General features: G+C 58.8%; 19 protein-coding genes and 1 tRNA gene. 9 read left to right on the top strand and 11 right to left on the bottom strand.

Annotation, left to right across the window (positions count from 1 at the left end; translation table 11 throughout):
* Positions 1-19 precede the first annotated feature (19 nt).
* Together H2O65_RS09060 and H2O65_RS09055 are read left to right on the top strand one after the other, a co-directional pair.
* Positions 20-1597, top strand: coding sequence for a glycoside hydrolase family 1 protein (locus tag H2O65_RS09060; protein WP_182141383.1), 1578 nt, complete (start codon positions 20-22; stop codon positions 1595-1597).
* 57 nt (positions 1598-1654) lie between these two features.
* Positions 1655-2620 (top strand): rhodanese-related sulfurtransferase, encoded by a 966-nt coding sequence (locus tag H2O65_RS09055; RefSeq protein ID WP_182141382.1) that lies wholly within the window; start codon positions 1655-1657, stop codon positions 2618-2620.
* Here H2O65_RS09055 and H2O65_RS09050 read toward each other — a convergent pair.
* The 3 genes from H2O65_RS09050 to H2O65_RS09040 are packed head-to-tail and all read right to left on the bottom strand — an operon-like array spanning position 2595 to position 5275.
* Entirely contained in the window at positions 2595-3278 is a 684-nt protein-coding gene (locus H2O65_RS09050) for a Crp/Fnr family transcriptional regulator (protein ID WP_182141381.1), read from the bottom strand. The two genes, H2O65_RS09055 and H2O65_RS09050, sit on opposite strands and share 26 nt — an antisense overlap.
* The gene (locus H2O65_RS09045) at positions 3247-5049 is read right to left on the bottom strand and encodes a cation-translocating P-type ATPase (RefSeq protein ID WP_182141380.1); all 1803 of its coding nucleotides are present in this window, start codon (positions 5047-5049) and stop codon (positions 3247-3249) included. The genes H2O65_RS09050 and H2O65_RS09045 overlap by 32 nt, the downstream gene beginning before the upstream one ends.
* A 1-nt stretch (position 5050) precedes the next feature.
* Positions 5051-5275, bottom strand: coding sequence for a heavy-metal-associated domain-containing protein (locus H2O65_RS09040; protein ID WP_182141379.1), 225 nt, complete (start codon positions 5273-5275; stop codon positions 5051-5053).
* A gap of 75 nt (positions 5276-5350) precedes the next feature.
* Here H2O65_RS09040 and H2O65_RS09035 point away from each other — a divergent pair, with 75 nt between their 5' ends.
* Entirely contained in the window at positions 5351-6607 is a 1257-nt protein-coding gene (locus H2O65_RS09035; RefSeq protein ID WP_182141378.1) for a class I SAM-dependent methyltransferase, read from the top strand.
* A 77-nt stretch (positions 6608-6684) separates the two neighbouring features.
* On the opposite strand, the gene H2O65_RS09030 is transcribed toward H2O65_RS09035, so the two are convergent.
* Both H2O65_RS09030 and H2O65_RS09025 read right to left on the bottom strand, forming a co-directional pair.
* Positions 6685-9057: a glycogen/starch/alpha-glucan phosphorylase gene (locus H2O65_RS09030; RefSeq protein ID WP_182141377.1), complete on the bottom strand. Its 2373-nt coding sequence runs from the start codon at positions 9055-9057 to the stop codon at positions 6685-6687.
* A 159-nt stretch (positions 9058-9216) separates the two neighbouring features.
* Positions 9217-9381: a hypothetical protein gene (locus H2O65_RS09025; protein WP_182141376.1), complete on the bottom strand. Its 165-nt coding sequence runs from the start codon at positions 9379-9381 to the stop codon at positions 9217-9219.
* A 147-nt stretch (positions 9382-9528) separates the two neighbouring features.
* Between H2O65_RS09025 and H2O65_RS09020 the strand changes: the two genes are divergently transcribed.
* Complete coding sequence (locus H2O65_RS09020; protein WP_182141375.1) at positions 9529-11061, top strand: APC family permease; 1533 nt, start codon at positions 9529-9531, stop codon at positions 11059-11061.
* A gap of 259 nt (positions 11062-11320) precedes the next feature.
* Here H2O65_RS09020 and H2O65_RS09015 read toward each other — a convergent pair.
* The 3 genes from H2O65_RS09015 to H2O65_RS09005 form a co-directional block, all read right to left on the bottom strand.
* Positions 11321-11396, bottom strand: a tRNA-Thr gene (locus H2O65_RS09015).
* Between the two features lie 181 nt (positions 11397-11577).
* Positions 11578-12381, bottom strand: a complete 804-nt coding sequence (locus H2O65_RS09010) for a thioredoxin domain-containing protein (RefSeq protein ID WP_182141374.1) — start codon at positions 12379-12381, stop codon at positions 11578-11580.
* Between the two features lie 184 nt (positions 12382-12565).
* Positions 12566-14146, bottom strand: coding sequence for a serine/threonine-protein kinase (locus tag H2O65_RS09005; protein WP_182141373.1), 1581 nt, complete (start codon positions 14144-14146; stop codon positions 12566-12568).
* Positions 14147-14293: 147 nt separating this feature from the next.
* Between H2O65_RS09005 and H2O65_RS09000 the strand changes: the two genes are divergently transcribed.
* Together H2O65_RS09000 and H2O65_RS08995 are read left to right on the top strand one after the other, a co-directional pair.
* Positions 14294-15409: an ABC transporter ATP-binding protein gene (locus H2O65_RS09000; protein ID WP_182141372.1), complete on the top strand. Its 1116-nt coding sequence runs from the start codon at positions 14294-14296 to the stop codon at positions 15407-15409.
* Positions 15410-15533: 124 nt separating this feature from the next.
* A complete protein-coding gene (locus tag H2O65_RS08995) occupies positions 15534-16880 on the top strand; it encodes a DUF4032 domain-containing protein (RefSeq protein ID WP_182142755.1) in 1347 nt (448 codons plus the stop codon).
* Here the strand turns inward: H2O65_RS08995 and H2O65_RS08990 are convergent.
* Entirely contained in the window at positions 16860-17525 is a 666-nt protein-coding gene (locus H2O65_RS08990) for a uracil-DNA glycosylase (protein ID WP_182141371.1), read from the bottom strand. The genes H2O65_RS08995 and H2O65_RS08990 overlap by 21 nt on opposite strands.
* Before the next feature lie 98 nt (positions 17526-17623).
* Between H2O65_RS08990 and H2O65_RS08985 the strand changes: the two genes are divergently transcribed.
* The gene (locus H2O65_RS08985) at positions 17624-18250 is read left to right on the top strand and encodes a LytR C-terminal domain-containing protein (RefSeq protein ID WP_182141370.1); all 627 of its coding nucleotides are present in this window, start codon (positions 17624-17626) and stop codon (positions 18248-18250) included.
* 211 nt (positions 18251-18461) lie between these two features.
* Positions 18462-20081, top strand: a complete 1620-nt coding sequence (groL, locus tag H2O65_RS08980; RefSeq protein WP_182141369.1) for a chaperonin GroEL — start codon at positions 18462-18464, stop codon at positions 20079-20081.
* 288 nt (positions 20082-20369) lie between these two features.
* Here groL and H2O65_RS08975 read toward each other — a convergent pair whose 3' ends face one another.
* Complete coding sequence (locus tag H2O65_RS08975; protein WP_182141368.1) at positions 20370-20663, bottom strand: WXG100 family type VII secretion target; 294 nt, start codon at positions 20661-20663, stop codon at positions 20370-20372.
* 371 nt (positions 20664-21034) lie between these two features.
* Positions 21035-22096 (bottom strand): hypothetical protein, encoded by a 1062-nt coding sequence (locus H2O65_RS08970; protein ID WP_182141367.1) that lies wholly within the window; start codon positions 22094-22096, stop codon positions 21035-21037.
* 164 nt (positions 22097-22260) lie between these two features.
* Here H2O65_RS08970 and H2O65_RS08965 point away from each other — a divergent pair, with 164 nt between their 5' ends.
* Entirely contained in the window at positions 22261-22743 is a 483-nt protein-coding gene (locus H2O65_RS08965; RefSeq protein WP_182141366.1) for a PH domain-containing protein, read from the top strand.
* Positions 22744-22745 lie beyond the last annotated feature (2 nt).

Genomic DNA, 22745 nt, shown 5'->3' with positions numbered 1-22745 from the left:
TAGCGAAAGGTCAACGACGATGGTGGCACAGCTTTTTACGGCGCTGAGCGACGCGCGCCTTGGGAGCCCCAGGCAGATACCGGACGACTTCCTATTTGGAGCGGCGACCGCCGCATACCAAATCGAAGGCGCCGCGTTTGAAGACGGCCGGGGCCCTTCGATTTGGGACACTTTCAGCCGCGAGCCGGGCGCAGTTGCGGCAGGGCAGACGGGCGACGTTGCCTGCGATCACTACCATCGCTACCGCGATGATGTTGCCCTGATGAAAGAGCTGGGCTTAGAGAGCTACCGCTTTTCGGTTTCTTGGGCGCGCGTTCAACCTGATGGCGTGCACAGCAACCGGAAGGGCATCGAGTTCTATTCGCGCCTTGTCGACGAGCTGCTCGGGGCGGACATCAAGCCGTGGTTGACCCTCTACCACTGGGATTTGCCGCAGGCGCTTGAGGATAAGGGGGGGTGGCCCAGCCGCGACACCGCAAAACGTTTCCGTGACTACGCAATGGAGGTCTACGGCGTCCTCGGCGACAGGGTTGAGGTTTGGACGACGTTGAATGAGCCGTGGTGCTCGTCTTTCCTCTCTTACACGGCGGGGGAACACGCACCTGGTCGCCAGAGCCTTGAGGCGGGCATGCTGGCGAGTCACCACCTGCTCCTTGGGCACGGGCTTGCAGTCGAAGCATTGCGGGCGGAGAGCGCGTCTCTCGACCTTGGACTGACGCTGAACCTCACGCCGACCCAACCACTGGACCCGGACAGTCCGGCAGACCTTGAGGCGGCAGCGCTTATTGACGGGCAGACAAACCGCTGGTTCTTGGACCCTCTCTTCCGCGCGAGCTATCCCACCGACATTGTCGAGGCTTTTCGGGCCCTAGACCCACGAGCGACCGAAAAGTTTGAGGACAGCGTGCGTCTCGGTGACTTGGAGTCCATCTCCACGCCGATCAGTACGCTTGGCATCAACTACTATCAGGGCGGCATCGTCACTGGTTCGAGGTCGTTATCACCAGAGTTGGCCGAGCGGATCGGGTTCAATGCCTTGGCGACCCCGCCGCTATCGGCTCCAGAGACGACTAGGCGGACCTCGTCCCCGCTTCCTGCGTCCCGCGGCTTCTCTCCGGACACCTACCTGCCGCGGACGGCTCAGCAGTGGCAGATTGACCCCATAATGCTCAAGCACCTGCTGCTACGTGTTCACAATGACTACACGGGCCCATCTGGCACTTCGATTTATGTGACAGAAAACGGCATGGCAGGCAACGACGTGCTCACGCAGACGGAGAGCGGCGCTGCGGTGCACGACCCCACCAGGGAGGCTTTCCTCGAGCTGCACCTGGGTGCCGCCCTCGATGCGCGAGACGAGGGCGCAGATGTCCGCGGCTACTTCTACTGGTCTTTCATGGACAACTATGAGTGGACCTGGGGTTACGACATGCGTTTTGGCATCATCTACGTTGACTACGAGACACAGCGGCGCATCCCCAAAGACAGCGCCAAACTCTATTCAAGGATCATTGCCTCCCGTGAGCTCAATGTCGCCCCGGATGCCGGACTGCTGGTGCGGCGTGGGACCCTGCTTGAGAATGTGCCAGTAATCTAACGTCCCGTGGAGGACACCAAGGTGTCAGCGGGGGCGAGGACGGCCTATCATCGTTCCATGGCTGTTCCCAAGATTCTGCTCTACTACGTTATGGCTCCTGTGCCCGACCCTCGCTCCGTGATGCTCTGGCAGCGGGAGCTCTGTGAACGTCTGGGACTTCGCGGGCGAATCATCGTCTCACCCCACGGCATCAACGGGACGGTCGGCGGAGAAATAGAAGCATGCAAGCAGTACATTAAGCGAACCCGGGAGTACCCGCCGTTCAAGTCTCTGTCTGAGACGGTGAAGTGGTCGGAAGGAAGTGGGTTCGAAGACGACCAGCCGGAGTGGAACGGGGGCAAGGATCGTCGGGCAGCTTGGAAGCGCATTGTCGACTTCCCGAAACTGTCCGTGAAGGTCCGTGATGAGCTGGTTGCCTTCGGCACGCCGGAGGAAGTTAAGGTTGGTCCAGACGGAGTGATTGGTGGGGGAGTCCACCTCAGCCCCGCAGACGTTAACGCCCTCGTCGAAACCCGTGGGGATGAGGTCGTCTTCTTTGATGGCCGCAACGCTTGGGAAGCTGAGATTGGCCGCTTCAGCGGAGCTGTTGTGCCGGATGTTGAGACTACCCACGGTTTCATCAAGCAGATTGAGAGCGGCGCGTTCGACAGCATCAAGAACCGTGCCGTCGTCACATACTGCACCGGGGGGATTCGCTGTGAGATCCTCTCCGCCCTCATGAAGAACCGCGGATTCTCCGAGGTGTACCAGATTGATGGCGGCATTGTTCGCTACGGTGAAACCTTTGGCGACGAAGGGCTTTGGGAGGGTTCCCTAGCCGTGTTTGACGGGCGGGAAACCATCGACTTCTCTGAGGCGGCCAAAGTGGTTGGCGTTTGCGATGTGTGCGGGGAGCCAGCCAAACACCTAGCGAACTGTGAAGATCCCTCCTGCAAGACGCGTCTAGTGGTGTGCGTTGAGCATGCACGCGAGGCTCAAACGTGCGCCGAGCACACGCCTACTGCGGCGAAGCAGCAGCGGTAAGCCCTTCCACGTCCTTGAGCACAATCCTTGACCCGTCAACCGTGATCAGGCCCGACGTGCCGAGCTGCCTGAGCCTGCGGCTCAGGGTCTCTGGCGATATCCCAAGCAACGAGGCAACATTGCGTTTGGTCGTCGGCAGGTAGACTGCCGTGACGCCGCCGGTATGGGTGCGCGGCAGTTCAAGTAGGTAGTGCACCACGCGGCTCAATGCATCCGTGTGCGTCGATCCGGTTAGCGCACGCTCTGCCTCCACCAACCGCCCCGTCACCGCCTGCAGCATCTGCAGCGCAATATCCGGATAGGCCTGAACGAGGGCGGAGAGGTCGCGGTGGCGGAACTGGCACACCTCAACGTCTGTTTCCGCAACTAAGTGCTGGCCGGAAGGACGCCCGGTGACAAAGTCAATCTCCCCGGAGAAATCCCCAGGCTCAAGGAGGCGAACCAGTTGCTCCTGGCCGTTCGCGATGATTCTGGACACCCGCACCGCACCCGTGTGTACCACCATCAGCACTGGGTCCGCATCACCAGGGGCCTGAAGTGTCTCGCCCGCCTTCCGTGAGACGGCATTGGCAAACCGTGCGACCTCGAGTTGTTGGCGTGGCCCCAGAGTCGCAAAGAGGGGAACCTTAGACACGCACGAGTGACTGGTGGGCGTCATGAGTGGGGATCCCTTCCTTCTTCTTTCCGGACAGGCGCAGTGCATTCAGGATAACCAACAGGACACTGGCTTCATGGATGAACATTCCTCCAGCCAGCCCGAGGGCGCCAAGCAGAACGGCCACGATGAGGGCGAAGACTGTGCCTAGAGCAATCGCCGTATTCTGCTTCATGATCCGCAAAGTAGAGCGGGAGACGCTGGAGGCGTGCGCTAACTGGTCAAGGCGATCGCCAAGAAGAACCACCGAGGCCGTCTCCATAGAGATATCAGTTCCCGACTGTCCCATGGCCACCCCGACGCTTGCGGTGGCTAGAGCAGGGGCATCGTTAACACCGTCACCAACCATGACGACGCGAGCGCCTTCTTCTTGAAGTCCTCGAACGTGTTCGGCCTTGTCGTGGGGCAGCATGCGGGCATGCCACTGGGGTATCCCGGCTTGCTCTGCAACTGAATGAGCGGCGCCCTCGTTATCTCCCGTCAGCAGCACCACGTTACGTAGGCCTGATTTCTTGAGATGATCGATGGAGGTGGCCGCTTCTGGCCTGATGGCATCGGTGATGGCGATGAAGCCCACGTAGAGGCCGTCAACGGCGACCAGTAGAACGGTCTGGCCAGCCTCCTCCAGAGTCTGCACGGTTCGCAATGGGCCAGCCCCGATGGCGGTGCCCTCCGTGCCGAGATAGTCGTAGTTCCCAATGTGAACGCGACGGGGTCCAACATGTGCCGCTATGCCGCGCCCACTTACGACTTCGACATCGGTTGGGATTTCCAGAAGGAGTCCCTGTGCCGCAGCCTGCGCCACAACCGCTCGGCCCAGGTGGTGTTCACTGGAGGTTTCTACAGACGCAGCTAGTGTGAGCAGGGCGTCCTCGTCCAAGTTGGCGTTATCGACGTGTACTGTCGTCACCGTGGGCTGGCCGAAGGTGAGGGTTCCCGTCTTGTCAATGGCAAGCGTGTCGGCTCGAGCCAATGCCTCTAAAGCCTCCCCGTTCTTGATGAGAACGCCATTGCGGGCCACGTTGCCAAGGCCAGCGACCGCTGCCACGGGAACCGAGATGACCAGGGCGCCCGGGCATGCGATCACGAGGAAGACCAGAGCCTTCTCTAGATCGCCGGTGAATGCGAACAGTGCGACCGCCCCCACCAGGATCGCGGGCGTGTAGTACTGAGCAAACCTGTCCAGGAATCTCGCTCCACGGGTGCGGGATTCCAAGGAGTCCTCAACAAGTTCAACGATGCGTCCGAAGGTGGTTTCGTCCCCAACTTGCGTTGCCCGAACCTCAAGGTAGCCACTTTCCACAATGGTTGCGGCGTGGACGTCGGATCCAACTTCCTTGAAGGCCGGGGCTGACTCGCCCGTGATTGAGGCCTCGTTGATGCTGGCGCTACCAGCGACGATCACCCCGTCGGCACCAATCCGCTCACCGGTTGTAATGACGAGGACGTCACCGACCTCGATGTCGTCGGCCTCCACCTCGACTCTCTCACCACCCCGCACCACGGTCGCCGTGGTCGGACTTAGATCGATGAGTCCCTGGATAGAGCGCCGTGCCTTCGCAAGGGTGCGCCCTTCAAGCCAGGCCCCGAAGAGGAAAAGGAAACCAACCACGGCAGACTCTAGGTAGTCGCCGATGGCGATCCCGCCGATGATTGCGATCGTCACCAGCAGGTCGATTGACCAGGTGCGGAGCCGCAGTGCCCGCCAGGCGCGAATGGCAATGGGTATGCCAAACGCGACACTGGCGGCAATGAGCAGGACGTCTAGGAGCATCTCAGCGCACCCGTGTCTTCAGCACCTGGTAGCCAAGTGCTGCAACCAGGTCGGCTACTTTCTGCACGTCGGTAACGTCCTCGTCGATGGTTGCGTCAACCTTGTTGGAAGTGAACTTGACCTTGACGTCAAGAACACCGGGGGAGCGGTCAAGTGTTTTTTCAATCTTTGCCACGCAGGAAGGGCAGGTGAACTGGCTGGTTGTGAGGGTAATCTTCTTTGTCATGGCTCCATTTCACCGCGGCTACGGCACTTGCGCCTTGACCTGCGTCAAGGTTGTGTGTAGCGCTAGGCTGGGGTGATGAACTTGGCGACCTTCCCCTTTGAGAAACTGCGTCGCACCCCCGATATTGAAGCCCCAAACCTGTTTGCTGCCGACGCTTCCGACAGGCTCCTGCTCGACCTTGCCACACCCGCGATTGCGGAAGCCTCCCCGGGGAGTGTTGTCGTGGTTGGTGACCGTTACGGCGCGCTCACCCTGGGGGCTGCGGCACTTGGGGTCAGACAAATCCGGGTTCATCAGGACTCCTACACGTCAGAGTTGGCGTTGGCGACCAACTGGGAGCGGCTTGGCGCCGAGTTGGGCTTACCTGCGGATTCTTATGACAACCGCGATCTCGATGCGTCGTTGTTTGACCGGGCGCAAGTCGTCCTCATGCAGCTTCCAAAGGACCTGCGGCAGCTGGAACACTGGGCCCACCTGGTGTCCCACTACGCAGACCCGTCGGTACAGGTATTTGCCGGGGGGCGAGTGAAGCACATGACGCGGGCGATGAATGAAGTTCTTGAGCGGCACTTTGGCTCCGCGACTGCCTCACTGGCACGCCAAAAGTCACGCGCGCTGATCGCCGCAGATCCGCTACCTTTTTACGAGGGCGTGGTGGCGGATACCGAGCGTGAATGCGAGGGCGGAGGTGAGCCTGAGGCCGGGAACGCGGCGCAGTCGCGAGAGTCCCACCTTAGCGAGCACTACGATCCTGATCTCGACCTATGGGTGTGTTCCACACCGGGGTCATTTGCTTCAGGCAAGGTTGATATTGGTACCCGGTTCCTCATCCCGTTTCTTGAGGATCGCGTCAACCTCCCTGAGGGAGCCGAGGGCGCTGAGCTCGTGGCAGTGGACCTGGGGTGCGGCACAGGGCTACTGACCGCCGCGCTGCTGCGTGCTCACCCCGATTACCACGTCATTGCCACAGATCGCTCCGCCGCCGCGGCGGCATCGACGAGGGCGACAATCCGCCGCAACGGCCTCGACAAGTTCGACGGGCGAGTTGAAATTCGCCGTGATCACGGCCTCTCTCAGCAGCCCGATGCCTCGGTTGACCTGGTGGTTTGCAACCCGCCATTCCACTCGGAAGCAGCGATCACCACGGCGGCATCGGACGCGATGTTTGTCGAGGCCGCGCGCGTTCTAAAACCAGACGGGGTGATGCTGACGGTCTTCAACTCTCACCTGCCCCACCGCCGCGCCCTCGAACGCGTGATTGGCCAAACGGTGCAGCTGGGACGCAACGCGAAGTTCACGGTGACGCGCTCGGTCCGCGGGAGTTTGGGATGAGGTGAAGTTGGTGGCTAAAGGGTGAGGGGCCCCACCATTTTCTGGCAGGGCCCCTCAGTGCTTCTTACTTGTCTAGGCTACTTCACCGGTTCTGGCTTGATCTTCCATACGTGTTCGGCGTAGTCCTCGATGGTGCGGTCCGAAGAGAACCGGCCCGATTCGCAGATGTTCACCCAGCACATGCGTGCCCATGCCAACTGGTCACGGTAGTCCTCGGCCATACGGTCGCGCGTCTGGCGGTAGTCCTCAAAGTCGCCCAGCAGATAGTAGGGGTCAGCCGGATCCCAAGTCGTGCCATCCAACAGCGACCACAGCAGGTCGTGGAAGTCACCGTTGCCACCATCTTGTAGGGTTCCGTCGACGAAGGCGTCGAGGACGCGCTTCAGGCCCGGCACCGTCTCATAGAGGTCGCGAGGGCGGTAGTTTGCCTGCAGTTCTGCGAGTTCTTCTTCACGAGCACCAAAGATGTAGGCGTTGTCGTAACCAACCGAATCAACAATCTCCACATTGGCCCCATCCAGCGTGCCCAAGGTGAGGGCGCCATTCATCATGAACTTCATGTTCGAGGTGCCTGACGCTTCCTTGCCAGCCGTTGAGATCTGCTCGGAAACATCGGCCGCCGGAATGATGTGTTCGGCTGGGGTGACGTTGTAGTTCTCCACGAACACAACGGCGAGGCGCCCCTTCATGTCGGGATCATTATTGACGATACGCCCGACCTCGTTGATTAGCTTGATGATCGCCTTAGCACGACGGTAGCCCGGGGCGGATTTCGCACCGAAAATAAAGACGCGGGGCGTCACGTCAAGACTCGGGTCGTCCTTGAGTCGGTAGTAGAGATCCAAGATGTACATGGCGTTGAGCAACTGGCGCTTGTACTCGTGGAGGCGTTTGATTTGCACATCGTAGATTGCGTCGGTGGGGATCTGCTCCCCCTGACGATTCTCAAGCCACTCCGCGAAGTCAACCTTATTGTCGTGCTTGATTGCCATTAGCTCACGCATGAGGGCATCATCATCAGCCTTGGGGAGCAACGTTCGCAGCTGGTCGAGGTCGGTAACCCAGGCATCAGAGCCAAGTTCGCGTGTCAGGAGCGCAGCCAATCGGGGGTTACAGCTCTTGAGCCAGCGGCGTTGGGTGACACCGTTGGTCTTGTTGTTGAAGCGTTCTGGCCAGAGTGCGTACCACTCCTTGAGAGTGTCCTTCTTGAGGATTTCTGTATGCAGCGCCGCGACTCCGTTGATTGAGAAAGAGGCGTAGCACGCGATCCACGCCATGTGGACGCGGCCGCCTGAGACGGGAGCAATCGAGTCAATGGTTGCGTAGTCAAGGCCCAAGGCCCGGAGCTCTTCGTAGAAGCGACGGTTGATTTCGTAAATGATCTCGAGGATGCGGGGGAAAAGCTGCTGGAAGATTGAGATCTCCCAAGTTTCCAGGGCTTCTGTGAGTACCGTGTGGTTAGTGTAAGCGAACGTCTCTTGAACGATTTCCCAGGCTTCATCCCATCCGAGTCCCTCATCATCCATGAGTAGGCGCATCAGCTCGGGAATGGCGAGGACGGGGTGAGTGTCGTTTAGCTGGACGGAGTTAAGCTCGCCGAACTTTGAGAAATCGTCACCATAGGTCGCCTTGTACTTCTCGATGATGGTCTGCAGCGAGGCTGAGACAAAGAAGTACTGCTGACGAACACGCAATACCTTGCCCTCATAGGTGGTGTCATTCGGGTAGAGAACGCGGCAAAGGTCGGCGACGCGTTCGCGCTCAACGATGGCGTCGGTGAAGCGTTGTGAGTTGAAGGCGTCATAGTCGAACTCTTCAATGGGTTCAGACTTCCACAGGCGAAGTGTGTTGACGTTCTTGGTGCCGTAGCCAATGATCGGCATGTCGTAGGGGATGGCCCGTAAGTGCATGTCGGCGAAGTCGACCAGTTTCGCTTCTTCCTCGCGGCGGATTACAAAGGGGTAGCCTTCTTCCATCCAGGGGTCGGGGTGCTCGTTCTGGAAGCCATCATCGATGGTCTGCTTGAACAGTCCGTAGCGGTAGAGGATTCCGTAGCCGGTGACCGGAAGGTCCATGGTAGCGCACGAGTCCAGGAAGCAGGCTGCCAGGCGGCCCAGACCCCCATTGCCAAGAGCGGCGTCATGTTCGGCCTCGAGAACCGCGGTTAACTCCTGGCCGAGAGCGGCAGCGGCTTCGGAGGCTTCCTCAAGCATATCGAGATTGACGAGGTTGTTGAGAAGGGCCCTACCCTCAAGGAACTCGGCCGAGAAGTAGTGTTCCTGTCGTCCCGCCCGGTACAGCTCCGTCGTTGCATTCCAGTCATCAGCAATCTTGTTCACGACAAGGCTGGAGAGGCCCGCCCAGAACTCGGCTGGGGTTGAGTTCTCTGTGGTCTTGCCGGACTCGGAACGCACGAATGAACCCAAGGTTGAGGTTAAATCTGCAGACATTTGCTATGTCTCCTAGCTACAAGTAGGCCAAAGCGCTTGAGACGAAAAAGTCATGGCAACAATTGGCGCGAACATTACCAAGTCTTGCAGAAGTGTGTGCCAACTGCGGGGTCATTCGCTTTGGGCTTAGGCACACTGCCGCGCGACTGGAGAGACTATTTACTCGCCACCCCCACTGAAAATCCCTGCAACGAAGCCAATAATCAACGTGATCACAACAAGGATGATCGCGACCCAAGCCAACCACATCAGGCCCTTGACGACGAAGCCAAGAATCGCGAGGATAACCCAGAGCACAAGGAGGAACATAAGTAACCAAATCATGTCCCCACCCTACCGCGGCATTCGAGCCAGGCTTTCCCGTGCAGCAGAACAAATGATTCAACAGGTGCAGACCGCCGATGGAGACTAACCTCTTAGCCGGATATTTGAGTTGCCCGCGTCGAGACCATCGAAACCAGAGGACCCAGAATGAACACTCCGAGAATAGTGAGCTTTGCGCAACCTGTCGGCTCGACGGTAGCGGGTGGAGGTGGATCGACAGCCACTTCGTCGGCAGGAAAAATGGGTTTGCTTGCGATCATTCTTCTGGGTATCAACGGGATCATCGGCTCTGGTGCCTTCCTCCTTCCCCAGCAGATCTATCATGATGCGGGATTCGCCCTCGGACTTGCAGCGCTCTTGGCGGCGGGGATTGCGACACTGTTCATCGTGTTCTGCTACGCGGACCTGGCTGGGAAAGTTACCGGCAACGGCGGTGCATGGCTGTACTGTTACAACGCTTGGGGCCGCTTCACGGGATTCCAAGTGGGGATCTTTGTCTGGTTTGCCGGGCTTGCCACAATCTCAACTGAGGTCGCCGCTTTGATTCGAATCTTCCGCGACTCGGTGCCGGCTCTGAAGAACCATTGGGTTGCGGTAGGAATCGGCGCCGCAGTGATCGTTCTACTTGGCGCCATCAACTGGTTTGGACCCAAACTCTCCCAGCTGGTCAACAGTATTTCCTCAGCAACGAAGATCGCTACGGCCGCTTTCTTTGTTATCGCAGGGGCATTTGCGTTGAAGATGGCGAACTTCAAGCCACTTGTTCCCGACACGATCAAGGACTTTGGTGAGGGAATGGGTGCGGTAGGGACGGCCTACGGCATCACCTTCTACCTTTTCGCTGGATTCTCATTCCTCACCATTGCCGGTAACAAGATGAGGAATCCGCAGAAGAACCTCTCGAAGGCTCTTGTCATCGTTATTGTCTTGGTTACGGTGGTTTATCTGCTGATCCAGACGGTCACCGTCGGGATCCTTGGTAGTGACACGGCAAAGTCCGCAACGCCGGTTGCAACCGCTATGCAGCACACCCTCGGCGAATGGGCGTACTACCTGGTCATTGCTGGTACCGCAGTTGCCGTGTTTGGCGTTGCTTTTGCATGCTCTTTTGAGGTGCCGGTTCTTGCGGCCTCTCTGGCCAATGAACACAAGCTGTTGCCTGCTTACATGGGTAAGACAAACAAGCATGGAGCGCCCTCGGTGGCGATTATCGTCACCGCTGTTCTTGCGTGCGGAATGCTCACGACTGGTTCGTACGTCTTCCTAGCCTCGTGTGTCGTTTGTGCCAGTGCAGTCCAGTACGTGCCAACCATCCTTGCTGTGCTGAAGCTGAAGAACATGCCGTCCGGGGACGGCGCGTTCCAACTCAAGGGCGCTGCCCGGTGGATCCTGTCGCTCCTAGCGCTGGCAGCGTCCTCGTACCTGTTCTTCTCCCTGACGTGGAAGGTGCTGGTGATCGCGGCTGGTGTGTTCGTGATCGGCGTGATCATCTACGGCTTGGACTCGAAGCGTCGCAGTGACCCCACGCAGAAGGTCGACCCCGGGGTCGAGCTCCACGATCCTGTTGCAACGCGCGCAGGCTCAGCGGTGATTGACCGCTCGGCTTTTCCTGATCGCGTGCTTGCTGCTTCGGCGGCTAAGGCTGCCGCTCCAGCCTCCAAGACAGGCACGTCGTCCTAGCGTCCTAGGCTCCTAGCCCGCTTGCCGACTTCGGGCTGGACTCTCCCAAGGCTGCTTCGTTACAGCCGACGTTTTGCGCGACAGTCCCAAATGTATACGTGGGGGCGAAATGCATGTCTGGGGTACGTACCCCAGAGGCACATCTCGTCCCCACGTATACATTTCGGAGGAGGGAGCGGGCGGACCGTGCAAAGAGCGGGCGGAGCGAGGAAGCAGTGGGCCGCCCACGAAGGAAGAGGCGCGTCCCTGCTGGCATGGATGGAGCCGCCTATCGGACTCGAACCGATGACCTGATGCTTACAAGGCAACTGCTCTACCAACTGAGCTAAGGCGGCGCGCAGATAAGTCTGCCTGAATGCGGCCGCCCCGTCAAAACCGTGGGGCACATGGAGTGTGAGTCGCTGGTCACAGGCGGAGGATCTGCGGGTCACAGGTGTAGGACTTGCTGGTCACACGATATTGGGACCCTTGAACCGCGTGTTTATGAGCTCGGACGCAAGTTCTACCTCCGATGCGTTAGCTGCCACTCACAGCAGTCAAGAGTTCCGCAATGACGGCCTCGGCTGTGTCCCCGGTGAGAGTGATGTTCTTGTTGTGAGCAACGAACTCGGGGGTCGCGACCTGGGTGCGGTCCTGGATATCGGCTGCTACCCAGGTGTTTGTCGCGGTCGTCAAGTAGCCCTGAGCCGCGTCCGTATCAAAAGTTGCGATGAGGTCTTCAGAGACGCCGACTCCGCGGGCGATCTCCGCAACCTGTTCCCGGGAAGCATCAAGATCCTGGTAGAACGTGTCCTCAGAGGTTGCGGCCTCATAGAAGCGGTCAGTCAGTGCGTCCTGGAACTCTAGGAACAAGTCCGGAGCTCCCGCTGCCACGACCAGAGCGCCGGCGGTCGCCGCCACGTTGTAAGCACCACCTGAAGTGATGACAGGCTGCATTAGAAGGTTGTAGTCACCGGCTTGGGCGGTGTCGGTCAGGTGGGGGCGGAGCGCCATCTCAAGCTGGGTGCAGGCACCGCACGTGTAGTCAAAGTAGAAGGTGAGGTCTTCTGCATCCGGATTGGAGACGCCAACGCCCTCGGACGAAACGACAATGGGCTGACCTTCACGGAACTGTTCGGGAAGTCCCTCTGCGGCGCTCTCAGGTGTGGGCCGGTTGACAACCACAAAAACAATGGCGATGGTGATCGCGGCAATCAGTACGACCACCAGGGCAATGATGATGTTCCTGGTCCGTTGATCCGATTTCGCCTGGGCTTCGCGCAACTGCTTTGCCTTGTCGCGAGTTCCACCATCAACCTGCGACGCGTTCTTTTTAGCCATTGGGTCTCTCCCCTTATTGAAGCCTCAACTAATTCTGCTAGTCAGAATACCGGGCATCCCCGATTTCACCAGGGTCTCAGGTTCGCTGTGGATGAAATAAGGGGGAAGTCAGCGCGGCTGGAGACAATGGCCGGGGTCGACCGACGTGCCGTAATCCCAGGCGTACCTGTGCGGCAAAGATCTGTTAGATATTCGCTGCGATCGTCAGGCCGACGAGGGCGATTAAGGCCACAGTGAGCCCCATCAACCAGCGAAGTGCAGGTCGCTTGGAAACCGAGTTGAGTCCCGACCGTAGGCCGACTCTCATTGTGTACGAGGACGGGATCAGCCAGCAGACCGTGATACCGAGAACAAACGCCACCCACACGAGCACCTCACCCGCCACCCAGGCCGCTGCGTCGGCGCCGAACCAGCCCAGTGGTCCAAGCGGATCCCAGATCCCAGCGTAGGCCTGCTGTTGGACGAGGCCGGTGACGTATGCCACGAGTGCGCCTGCGAGGAGGCCCGGCAGCAATGAAACGAGGGCGGTCACGGCCCGCCATGGGGTGGTCACAGCGACAACAAATGCTCGCTGCCCAGATCCTCGAGCGCGGTGGGCCCTCCGTTGCCAAGCGTTCACCGCCAGGGCTCCGACGACCTGAAGTGTAGCGAGGATCCCCACCAGGACGAGCAAACCCTGGAGGTGCCAAAATGCGGGAAGCCACGCGAGGGATCCCACAGAGCCGACTGTCAGAAGCAGACCCAGAGTTCCGCTCGGACCTGTTGGTGGGGGATTTACCAGATCTATCAGAGCCGTGGGAGGGACGGCGTAGGGAGAGTCGTCGGGCATGAGGGTGGGCACTGGAGCCAAGGTGATAGGGGGCGACTCGATGGCCGTCGCTTCCAGGTTGTCGCTACCCGGGGTGACAGGCGCGTCAGGAAACACCAGGCGCGCACCTTGGAGGCAACGCAGCAGGTCATCCGGTGCCAGCCTTTCATCAGCATCAGGCCTCAGTGCCCAGAGAAAGGCTTGCGCAATCTGATCGCTTAGCCCCTCGGTGTCGGGTCGACCTTCAAATACTCTCTGAAGGATCGCGTCGGTCCGCCCCGTGCCAAAGGGTGGACGGCCAGTGGTTGCCTTGAGCAGGGTGGCCGCCCAGGCAAACCAATCGCCATTCTGCAGGTGCTCGAGCGAGGGCTTCGCCGTGGCAAGAAGCTCGGGGGCAACATAGCCCGGGGTTCCGGTGATTGAACCGGTCTGTGTCAGGTGGTTGTCACCCTCGCCGTGAGCAATCCCAAAATCAATGAGTGTTGGGCCCGTTGACGTGAGGATTACGTTTGAAGGCTTGAGGTCACGGTGTGCGATGCCCGCGACGTGGATTGAGTCGAGTGCATCTGCAAGTTCGCTACCGAGCTGTGCTGCGTCGGCAGGGTTGTAGGAGAGCCTGCGTAGTTCGCTCTCTAGAGTTGGGCCCTCAATCAACTCGGTTACGACAAAAGGGGCGTATGCATCGGCCTCGACGTCGAGGACGCGCGCCACGCGAGGTGAGCGGACTTGGTTGACAAGACGGGCCTCGCGAAGGAGTCTGAGTCGCGCTTCCTCCGTGGAGGCAAGGGAAGGATGGAGGAGCTTTAGTGCCACACGGTTGCCGCCCCCGTCCTCGGCAGACCAGACCGTGCCAGTTCCACCACGACCGATCTCAGTCCGTAACAGGTAGCCGCCAACCCAGCCTGAACCCTGCTCAGGACCATCTCCCTGCGCGGAAACTGCATTGTGCGCCACCATTTGATCAATCTTAGGACGGACTGAGAGCGGTGCGTGCTAAAGTACCAAGCGGACCACGTGCGCACCGTTGCGGGTCCTAGTGCCGAAGTCGACACTAAAGAATCTCTACTAAGGATCGTCCGGCACGTACCTGCCGGTGGAGGAAAAATGGCAAGTGTAACTTTTGATCACGCGACGCGAATCTACCCCGGATCTGACCACCCGGCTGTTGACAAGCTGAATCTCGAAATCGCGGATGGCGAGTTCCTGGTTCTAGTTGGTCCCTCGGGCTGTGGCAAGTCAACCTCACTTCGTATGCTGGCCGGACTCGAAGACGTAAACTCCGGACGCATCTTCATTGGCGACCGTGATGTAACGGACGTTCAGCCCAAGAACCGCGACATCGCGATGGTTTTCCAGAACTACGCCCTGTACCCGCACATGACCGTGCGTGACAACATGGGCTTTGCTCTGAAAATTGCTGGTGAACCCAAGGCGGAAATCAAGAAGCGCGTTGATGAGGCCGCGAAGATTCTTGACCTTGAGCCCTACTTGGAGCGCAAGCCAAAGGCGCTCTCCGGTGGTCAGCGTCAGCGTGTTGCAATGGGACGCGCAATCGTTCGTAAGCCCCAGGTCTTCCTGATGGATGAGCCGCTGTCGAACCTTGACGCGAAGCTCCGTGTCCAGACGCGTACGCAGATTGCGTCGCTACAGCGTTCGCTCGGTGTAACAACCGTCTACGTCACCCACGACCAGACGGAAGCCCTCACCATGGGTGACCGTATCGCTGTCATGAAGGATGGCTTGCTTCAGCAGGTTGGCACCCCTCGTGAAATGTATGACGAGCCGGCCAACAGGTTCGTTGCAGGCTTCATTGGCTCACCAGCCATGAACTTGGCCACCTTCACCATTGAAGGCACCCACGCCAAGCTTGCTGGTGCAGTCGTTCCGCTATCGGCAGCAACCCTGGCAGCAGTAACGCCAGAGGATGACGGCAAGATTGTTGTTGGTTTCCGTCCTGAAGGGTTGCGTCCAATCGACAACAACTCGACCACCGGAATCCCGATCGTTGTGGACCTGGTTGAAGAGCTGGGATCAGACGCCTACGTTTACGCTCACCTTGCAGGAACCGGTGAGGGCATTGTTGATGTTGGCGCACAGCAGATCGTGGTGCGCGTGGCTCCGAACTCGGCACCGGTTGCAGGTTCGAACATGCGCGTAGAGATCATTGAGGGTCAGCAGCACTGCTTCTCCCATGCGACGGGTGTCCGCCTGCCGGCATAGTAGTTTCCGCGTATTGCATTAGGCGAAGGGTCGGGGTTTTCCTCGGCCCTTCGTTGTATGCAGCGTATGCCGCTACTATGTTCTAGGTTTGCTGAACTGGAAGGGGGGTGCTGTGCCAAAGAGTATGCAGATCACTGCTGCCAACGTGGATCCTGCGTTGCTGGAATTGCCGTGGGATATTCCCCTTGAAGAGTGGCCCGAGGACGTCTTAGCTGCTCTTCCCCGAGGTATTTCTCGGCATGTCGTCCGGTTTGTGAACCTGTCAGGCAGGGTTATTGCCGTAAAAGAGATTGGTGAGAGCGTTGCGTACCACGAGTACGAAATGCTGCGTGATCTGTCACGTATGGAGGCGCCATCGGTCCAGCCGACAGCGGTTGTCACCGGACGTAGAAACGCGCAGGGTGACGAACTGAACGCGGTGCTCGTCACTGAGCACCTCGAGTTCTCGCTTCCGTACAGGGCGCTGTTCAGCAGGAAAATTACGGCTGAGACGGTCGGTCGACTATTGGACGCCCTCGCCGTGCTCTTGGTTCGCCTGCACCTACTGGGTTTCTATTGGGGTGACGTCTCGCTCTCCAACACTCTGTTTCGGCGCGATGCGGGTTCCTATTCTGCCTACCTGGTGGATGCCGAGACCGGTGATTTACAGACAAAACTGACTGACGGCCAACGAAACTACGATGTTGATCTTGCCCGCACCAACATTATCGGCGAGCTCATGGACCTCCAGGCCGGAGGCTTCCTCCCCGACGATGAAGACCCTATCGAGATCGGCAACAGGATCCAGGAGCGGTACAACCAGCTGTGGGAAGAACTCACAGGCGCGGAGCTCATTGATGCTGACGAGCACTGGCGCGTGCAGGAGCGGATTGATCGGCTTGCCGCGCTAGGCTTCAGTGTTGGTGAGCTAACTATGACCTCTGCGCCTGAGGGTGACCGACTCATCATCCAACCCAAGGTGGTTGATGCGGGGCACTATCACCGTCAAATTATGCGTCTGACGGGCATGGATGTAGAGGAGCTTCAAGCGCGACGAATGCTTGAAGACATTGAAACCTACCGGGCTGTGAACGGCATGTGGCGTCAGAGCCTTGAGCATGTCGCAAGAGCGTGGACCAACGACGTGTACGAGCATGTTATCGATGCGATCCCCCCGGAGCTTTCCGGAAAACTTGAACCCGCTCAGGTCTTTCACGAGATCCTTGAACACCGCTGGTACCTGGGCCAGCAGCGGCAGAGTGACGTCCCTCTCGATGAAGTGATTGCTGACTACCTTGAGAACGTCATGCCAACGAAGCGGGATGAGGCCGTGCTCCTCAGCGGTCCCGCCGATGAGGTTCTAGCCGGGTATGACGACATGAGCAGCCGTTTTGATGACGAAGAAGAAGATGAGGACGAAGAGGCTCTCGACGAAGAGGACCTTGACGTTGCGCCAACCTCAAACGATTCTTCAACACCATTCGATCGGTGAGGCGCCCTCGTCCTCAAGAATGCGGTTCGCGGTAGAGAACGGTTTGGAACCGAAGAAGCCACGGTAGGCTGATAGCGGTGATGGGTGAGGCGACTCGATAGTTGCTGTCGAACCGAGGAGGGGTTTCAGGGAGGCCGCGTCGCGTCCCCAGAGAACTGCCACCAGCGGTTTGTTCCGCGCGACCAGGGATTTGATCGCCTGCTCCGTTATTTTCTCCCACCCTCTGCCTCGATGTGAGCCAGGTCTGCCGGGTTCCACGGTAAGAACTCGATTGAGAAGACACACCCCCTGGTCGGCCCACTTGGAAAGATCACCATTGCTTGGGGGTGCGCAACCCAGGTCGCTTGTTAGCTCTTGGTAGATGTTACGCAGCGACGCTGGAAGAGGCATGTCGGGTGCGACCGCGAAGGATAGTCCAACGGCATCTCCGACTGTCGGATACGGGTCCTGACCGACAATGAGGACCTTGACGTCCTCGAACGGGTAGCAAAACGCACGCAGAATGTTCTCGGGTTCCGGCAGGTACGTTCGCCCGCTCGCCATCTCCTCGCGGAGCATAACTCCCATGGCGTGAATATCGTCCTCAACAGGTCGCAGCGCATGCGCCCATCCGGGATCGATCACGTTCTCTAGGGGCTGCGGCATGGAGTCTCCTTCCCTTTTCCAACCAAATTCCTGCACTGATCTTATGACTCTCGCGGTTGCAGTGTCGTGAAAGCGTGCGAGGGCGGTAGGCTGCCTACGTGAGCGAAACGTATCCAAGAGATGACTTTGACGGCGTTCCTGAAGGAAACCCTGTTGGCGTCCACCGACGTACCCGTAACCCGTGGGCTCCAGTCGTGCCGTTCTTACTGGTGTTGGTGTTGGTCCCACTACTTGCGTGGGGCGTTGCAACACTCATTCAACGAAACGTGCCCCAGGCCGAGGTCGGGGCTGCGCAGTCGCAGTCACAACCGCAGTCGCAACAGGTCCAGCCCACTACGGATCAAGCCCAAAGTGACGTTGTGATTCCGGATTCAAACGTCCCCACGGCGGCCCCTGACGATCCTGGTGCAACACCTGACGAGCCAGCAGAGCCAACGGAACCTGAGGGCACTGTGGATTTCGCAGCGGCTGTGACAGTGCTCAATGGGACAACAATCTCTGGCTATGCGGCTGAGTTTGCGGGATATGTGACGAATGCCGGCTTTACGAATGTGACTGCCACAAATGCATCCACGTGGCCGACAGATCAGAACACTGTGTTCTATCCGTCTGCTGAGCTGCGCGCTACTGCAGAGGCAGTCGCGGCAGCCGCTGGGATTACGAACGTCGTTGAAAGCGGCTTTGAAGAAGCCCCGGGTTCAATCGTGGTGTTCCTGATCAACTAGCAGCGTGACCGTGGTCTCATAGGCCGTGGGAGACGTCATCTTGCACTCTATGGCGTCGAGTGCCAAACTTGGTCTTAGCACTCTCCCTTAGGGAGTGAAAACCTCTGGTTTTGGTGAGAGGCGCGTTGGACCAGGATCGGCCTGGAACATCGTGTCTTGTCCGTCGCGGGCACCAAAGCCAACCGTGAATTTCTCGGAAGGACACAAGTAAATGGCAAAGATCATTTCTTATGATGAAGAAGCACGCCGTGGCATGGAGCGTGGCCTCAACCAGCTTGCTGACACCGTCAAGGTGACGCTCGGCCCGCGTGGTCGTAACGTCGTCCTCGACAAGAAGTGGGGCGCACCGACCATCACTAAAGATGGCGTCTCGGTTGCGAAAGAGATCGAACTTGACGATCCGTTCGAGCGCATTGGTGCTGAACTGGTTAAGGAAGTGGCCAAGCGTACTGATGATGTTGCTGGCGATGGAACTACGACGGCTACCGTCCTCGCTCAGGCACTGGTACGTGAAGGGCTGCGCAACGTGGCTGCTGGCGCTAACCCCCTCGCTCTGAAGAAGGGCATTGAGGTTTCTGTCGACGCGGTCGTGGAAGAACTGCACAAGGGTGCAACACCCATTGAAACCACGGATCAGATCGCGGCGACAGCATCAATTTCGGCAAATGATACAGAGATTGGCGCACTGATTGCCGAGGCATTTGAGAAGGTCGGTGCCGAGGGCGTTGTGACGGTTGAAGAGACCAACTCTTTTGACACCACGCTTGAAACCACAGAGGGCATGCGCTTCGACAAGGGCTTCCTCTCGGCATACTTTGTGACTGATGCCGAGCGTCAGGAAGCGGTCCTTGAAGATGCCTACATCCTGCTTGTTGAAGGAAAGATCTCCTCGATCAAGGATCTGCTCCCTCTCCTTGAGAAGGTTATGCAGACCTCAAAGCCGCTGCTGATCATTGCTGAGGATGTTGAGGGCGAAGCCCTTGCGACGCTGGTTGTGAACAGAATTCGTGGCATTTTCAAGTCGGTTGCCGTGAAGGCTCCGGGCTTTGGTGATCGTCGCAAGGCCATCTTGCAGGACATCGCCATCCTGACGGGTGCAACGGTTATCTCTGAGACAGTTGGCCTGTCTCTTGAGACTGCCGACTTGGATTCACTTGGCACCGCACGCAAGGTTGTTGTCACCAAGGATGAAACCACCATCGTTGACGGTGGCGGTGACAAGGATGCGCTGGAGGCTCGCGTCAAGCAGATCCGCGCAGAAATCGAGAACTCTGACTCTGAGTACGACAAGGAAAAGCTCTCGGAACGTCTGGCCAAGCTCTCCGGTGGCGTTGCCATCATCAAGTCGGGCGCGGCCACTGAAGTTGAGTTGAAGGAACGTAAGCACCGCATTGAGGATGCTATCCGCAATGCTCGCGCTGCATCGGAAGAGGGAATCGTTGCCGGTGGTGGCGTCGCTCTGCTGCAGGCTGCAGAGAAGGTTCTTTCCGACCTCGGCCTCAAGGGTGACGAAGAGACTGGTATGGCAATCGTTCGGGCAGCAGTTGCAGAGCCATTGCGTCAGATTGCTGCCAATGCGGGCTTCGAAGCAGGCGTTGTTGTCGACCGTGTCCGTCATCTGCCAGCAGGCGAGGGACTGAATGCGACAACCGGTGAGTACGGGGACCTCCTTGCTGAGGGTATTGCCGACCCGGTGAAGGTGACGCGTTCTGCTCTTCAGAACGCGGCATCGATCGCAGCAATGTTCCTGACCACCGAAGCCGTTGTGGCTGACAAGCCAGAGCCAGCAGCCCCAGCAGGCGCCGGCGATGACATGGGTGGCATGTACTAGGAAGCACTGGGGTCGTAAGACCTGAAGCGTTTCATGGGCCCAGCCGCAGCTTTCTGCAGCTGGGCCCATTCGCTTGCCCACCTGCAAACACGGGGAGCATACGGGCTCCTTATAGAAAGGGCTGTAGGTGGTGGTCGAGGAGCAGGTTGCCCTAACCGGCTCCGTAATGCTGGGGAACCCCGCGGGCGCCTTGCACTTGGGTCGCCCCACCTACAACTGCGGCGCCCACACACCCTCTTCGGCGACCAGCCAATAAGCAACTTACAGAAGAGCCACCAAACGCTGTCCCTAAGGACCTGCGAACAGCGAGGCGGCAGCGCTTTCGGCTTCGGTGTACGTGGCGGAGGCTTGACTTAGCGCGGCTCCCACTGCTTCTAACGAGCTCTCAACCTGCACTTGCGTTGCCTGCCACTGTGCAATTACACCCTGAAATGATGACGCTGCCGCACCTCCCCAAGAGGCTTCTAGACCGAGCAACTGGGTCATCATTGTCGCGACAGAAGCGCGGATGGTGTCTGCAGTTTGGTTTGCCGCTGCGGATGCTGCACTGATCTGCGCGGCATCAACGTTATAGATTGTCACTATCTGATCCCTTCACTGGTTGGTGGGTCCAATGTGCCCTAGTTTCGGGGGTGGTAGTTGACCGATTCGTGCCAGCTGGGGATATCGCCATGATTGCGGCGATGGGGATAGTGATCGGCCTTGTTCCAGATTGCGGCGGCACGGATGCCGCAGTGAATCCCGGCGTTGGAGACAGACATCGGCCGCGCACCGCCAAATGTATACGTTGGGACGAAATGTGCATGCGGGGTACGTACCCAACACATACATTTGCTCCCCACGTATACATTTCGCGGGGGCTGGGGTGAGAGGGGCTGGGGTGAGAGAGGCGGGGGCTGGGGTGAGAGAGTGGGAGAGGCGGAGCGTAGAAGTGGGACTTGGTGACTCTGCTTCTACTTCTGCCTCCGAGAACGGGATTGTCGGTTCTCAATGAAGTCGGCAACAGTCTCAAGAGTTGATGTGTCTGCGACTGTGGATCTGGTGGATGATGTTTCGTGGGCGTCGGCCACGTCGGAAGGCCTTTCCCGTCCACCTAAAGAGGTGGGGTGGACTGAGGGCGGGGGTGGACCCGTGGGGTCGGACGAGGGCGGACGGGCGTCGGTGGTGTCAGCCGAGATCCCCGCAGCTTCTTGGTCGTCCTCGAGGCACTTGACTTTCTGAGCGCGCGAAATTCGGAGTACCTTCGACTCCCCGCTGGACTTCTCTGCTAGGACGACGTCGCGGGCCCGATCCTGAAAGTAGTCAGGCTCGCTCTCGACCTCGGGTATCTCCACTTGGAGGCTGCGGAGTTTCCGTTCCGTAGCTCCCAGTTCTGCCTCGAGATTCTCCCGCGCAGCGTCTTCCCACTGAGATGCAATTGGTGTCGAGAAGATGTGGGTTCTGTTGACCAGCCGCTGGAGAACGTGTCTGCGAGCACGCAAGAAATCCACCTCGGACAGGTGCAAAGCCTCTGCACGAAAGTGCGAGAGAAACTCTCGGTACTGCTGGGGTGAGGCCGCCAGAGCTGCGAGGTCGGCATCAACCAAGAGCCGCGCACCCAGGTCACTCCTGTCGGGGGTGTGGTACGCCAACTGGTTGATGAGCGACACAATGCGCTGCGTGCGTTCCTCTGGGATGCCGAGCGCAGTGAGATCTTCAATACTAACCATTGCGGGGATGGCTCCAAGCTCATGGGCTGACGCGAGCTCTTCCCACCCAGGTTCCTCAAGTGCGCCACGAAATGCTGCAGCCAGCCGAAGCATCTCCGGTTCGGTAGTTGCACCCTCTAGCTCATCGATACGCTCAAAAAGGTACCCAAGATACTTCCCGTTGTGGAAGCGGCGTCCCTCAAGGTTCCAGGCGGCAATTACTCGATCGATCACCTCGCGACGCTGGTTCTCCGGTGCGGTGGCCCCCGCTGCAACGAGCGCTTCGTCGAGCGCTGAGTACAACCAACTGGGCGTATTAGACCCCATTTCCTCCACCACTTAAGCTAGCGTGCCGTCGCCCCGCATACCAGGAGCTGGTCAACTGTCTGACCCTTCATGTTAGCCCTGCAAGCACTGAAGGTCACTGTGGGAGTATTTTCTACTTGTCGGAGGAATGTGTCACGATTGCGGATGAGTGAAGGAGGGTGAGAATGCCAGATGCGCTCACACCAGCAGGGGTGGACTTCCGCCATGTCTCAAAATCGTTGGCAACGGTTCGGCTGATCGCGGCCGTGCTATCTCTTGGTATCCCAGCGGTTGCGTTTGTGGTCTTGGGGATCGTCTTCTCGCCGTGGTTCTATGTGGGTGCGGGACTTGCGGCCCTGATCTTCCTTTGGCTCCTGTGGCTCATTCCACGTCAGGTACGTGCGATCCAGTTTGCGACAACTGAAACTGACTTCCTGGTACGCAAAGGGATCATGTTCCGCAGACTGGATATTGTTCCATATGGCCGCATCCAGTACGTGGATGTGCATGAAGGTCCGATTGCCCGCAAACTCGGGGTCGCCGCGATCCAATTGCACACAGCGGCTGCGGATACGGACGCGTCATTGGATGGGCTACCCGCAAATCAGGCAGCAGAACTACGTGACCTTCTGGTAGCCAACGGCGTCTCCAACCTGTCTGGGTTGTGAAG

Origin of the sequence: Schaalia sp. JY-X169 (assembly GCF_014069575.1) — a bacterium.
In the GTDB taxonomy this organism is placed as follows: domain Bacteria; phylum Actinomycetota; class Actinomycetes; order Actinomycetales; family Actinomycetaceae; genus Scrofimicrobium.
Note: the sequence above shows the minus strand (reverse complement) of the source record. Positions and strands in the feature narration are given on the sequence as shown.

Excerpts from the sequence above, each read along its gene's own strand:
- H2O65_RS09060 (WP_182141383.1), top strand. The coding sequence starts at position 20 with ATGGTGGCACAGCTTTTTACGGCGCTGAGCGACGCGCGCCTTGGGAGC.
- H2O65_RS09055 (WP_182141382.1), top strand. The coding sequence starts at position 1,655 with ATGGCTGTTCCCAAGATTCTGCTCTACTACGTTATGGCTCCTGTGCCC.
- H2O65_RS09050 (WP_182141381.1), bottom strand. The coding sequence starts at position 3,278 with ATGACGCCCACCAGTCACTCGTGCGTGTCTAAGGTTCCCCTCTTTGCG.
- H2O65_RS09045 (WP_182141380.1), bottom strand. The coding sequence starts at position 5,049 with ATGCTCCTAGACGTCCTGCTCATTGCCGCCAGTGTCGCGTTTGGCATA.
- H2O65_RS09040 (WP_182141379.1), bottom strand. The coding sequence starts at position 5,275 with ATGACAAAGAAGATTACCCTCACAACCAGCCAGTTCACCTGCCCTTCC.
- H2O65_RS09035 (WP_182141378.1), top strand. The coding sequence starts at position 5,351 with ATGAACTTGGCGACCTTCCCCTTTGAGAAACTGCGTCGCACCCCCGAT.
- H2O65_RS09030 (WP_182141377.1), bottom strand. The coding sequence starts at position 9,057 with ATGTCTGCAGATTTAACCTCAACCTTGGGTTCATTCGTGCGTTCCGAG.
- H2O65_RS09025 (WP_182141376.1), bottom strand. The coding sequence starts at position 9,381 with ATGATTTGGTTACTTATGTTCCTCCTTGTGCTCTGGGTTATCCTCGCG.
- H2O65_RS09020 (WP_182141375.1), top strand. The coding sequence starts at position 9,529 with ATGAACACTCCGAGAATAGTGAGCTTTGCGCAACCTGTCGGCTCGACG.
- H2O65_RS09010 (WP_182141374.1), bottom strand. The coding sequence starts at position 12,381 with ATGGCTAAAAAGAACGCGTCGCAGGTTGATGGTGGAACTCGCGACAAG.
- H2O65_RS09005 (WP_182141373.1), bottom strand. The coding sequence starts at position 14,146 with ATGGTGGCGCACAATGCAGTTTCCGCGCAGGGAGATGGTCCTGAGCAG.
- H2O65_RS09000 (WP_182141372.1), top strand. The coding sequence starts at position 14,294 with ATGGCAAGTGTAACTTTTGATCACGCGACGCGAATCTACCCCGGATCT.
- H2O65_RS08995 (WP_182142755.1), top strand. The coding sequence starts at position 15,534 with ATGCAGATCACTGCTGCCAACGTGGATCCTGCGTTGCTGGAATTGCCG.
- H2O65_RS08990 (WP_182141371.1), bottom strand. The coding sequence starts at position 17,525 with ATGCCGCAGCCCCTAGAGAACGTGATCGATCCCGGATGGGCGCATGCG.
- groL (WP_182141369.1), top strand. The coding sequence starts at position 18,462 with ATGGCAAAGATCATTTCTTATGATGAAGAAGCACGCCGTGGCATGGAG.
- H2O65_RS08970 (WP_182141367.1), bottom strand. The coding sequence starts at position 22,096 with ATGGGGTCTAATACGCCCAGTTGGTTGTACTCAGCGCTCGACGAAGCG.
- H2O65_RS08965 (WP_182141366.1), top strand. The coding sequence starts at position 22,261 with ATGCCAGATGCGCTCACACCAGCAGGGGTGGACTTCCGCCATGTCTCA.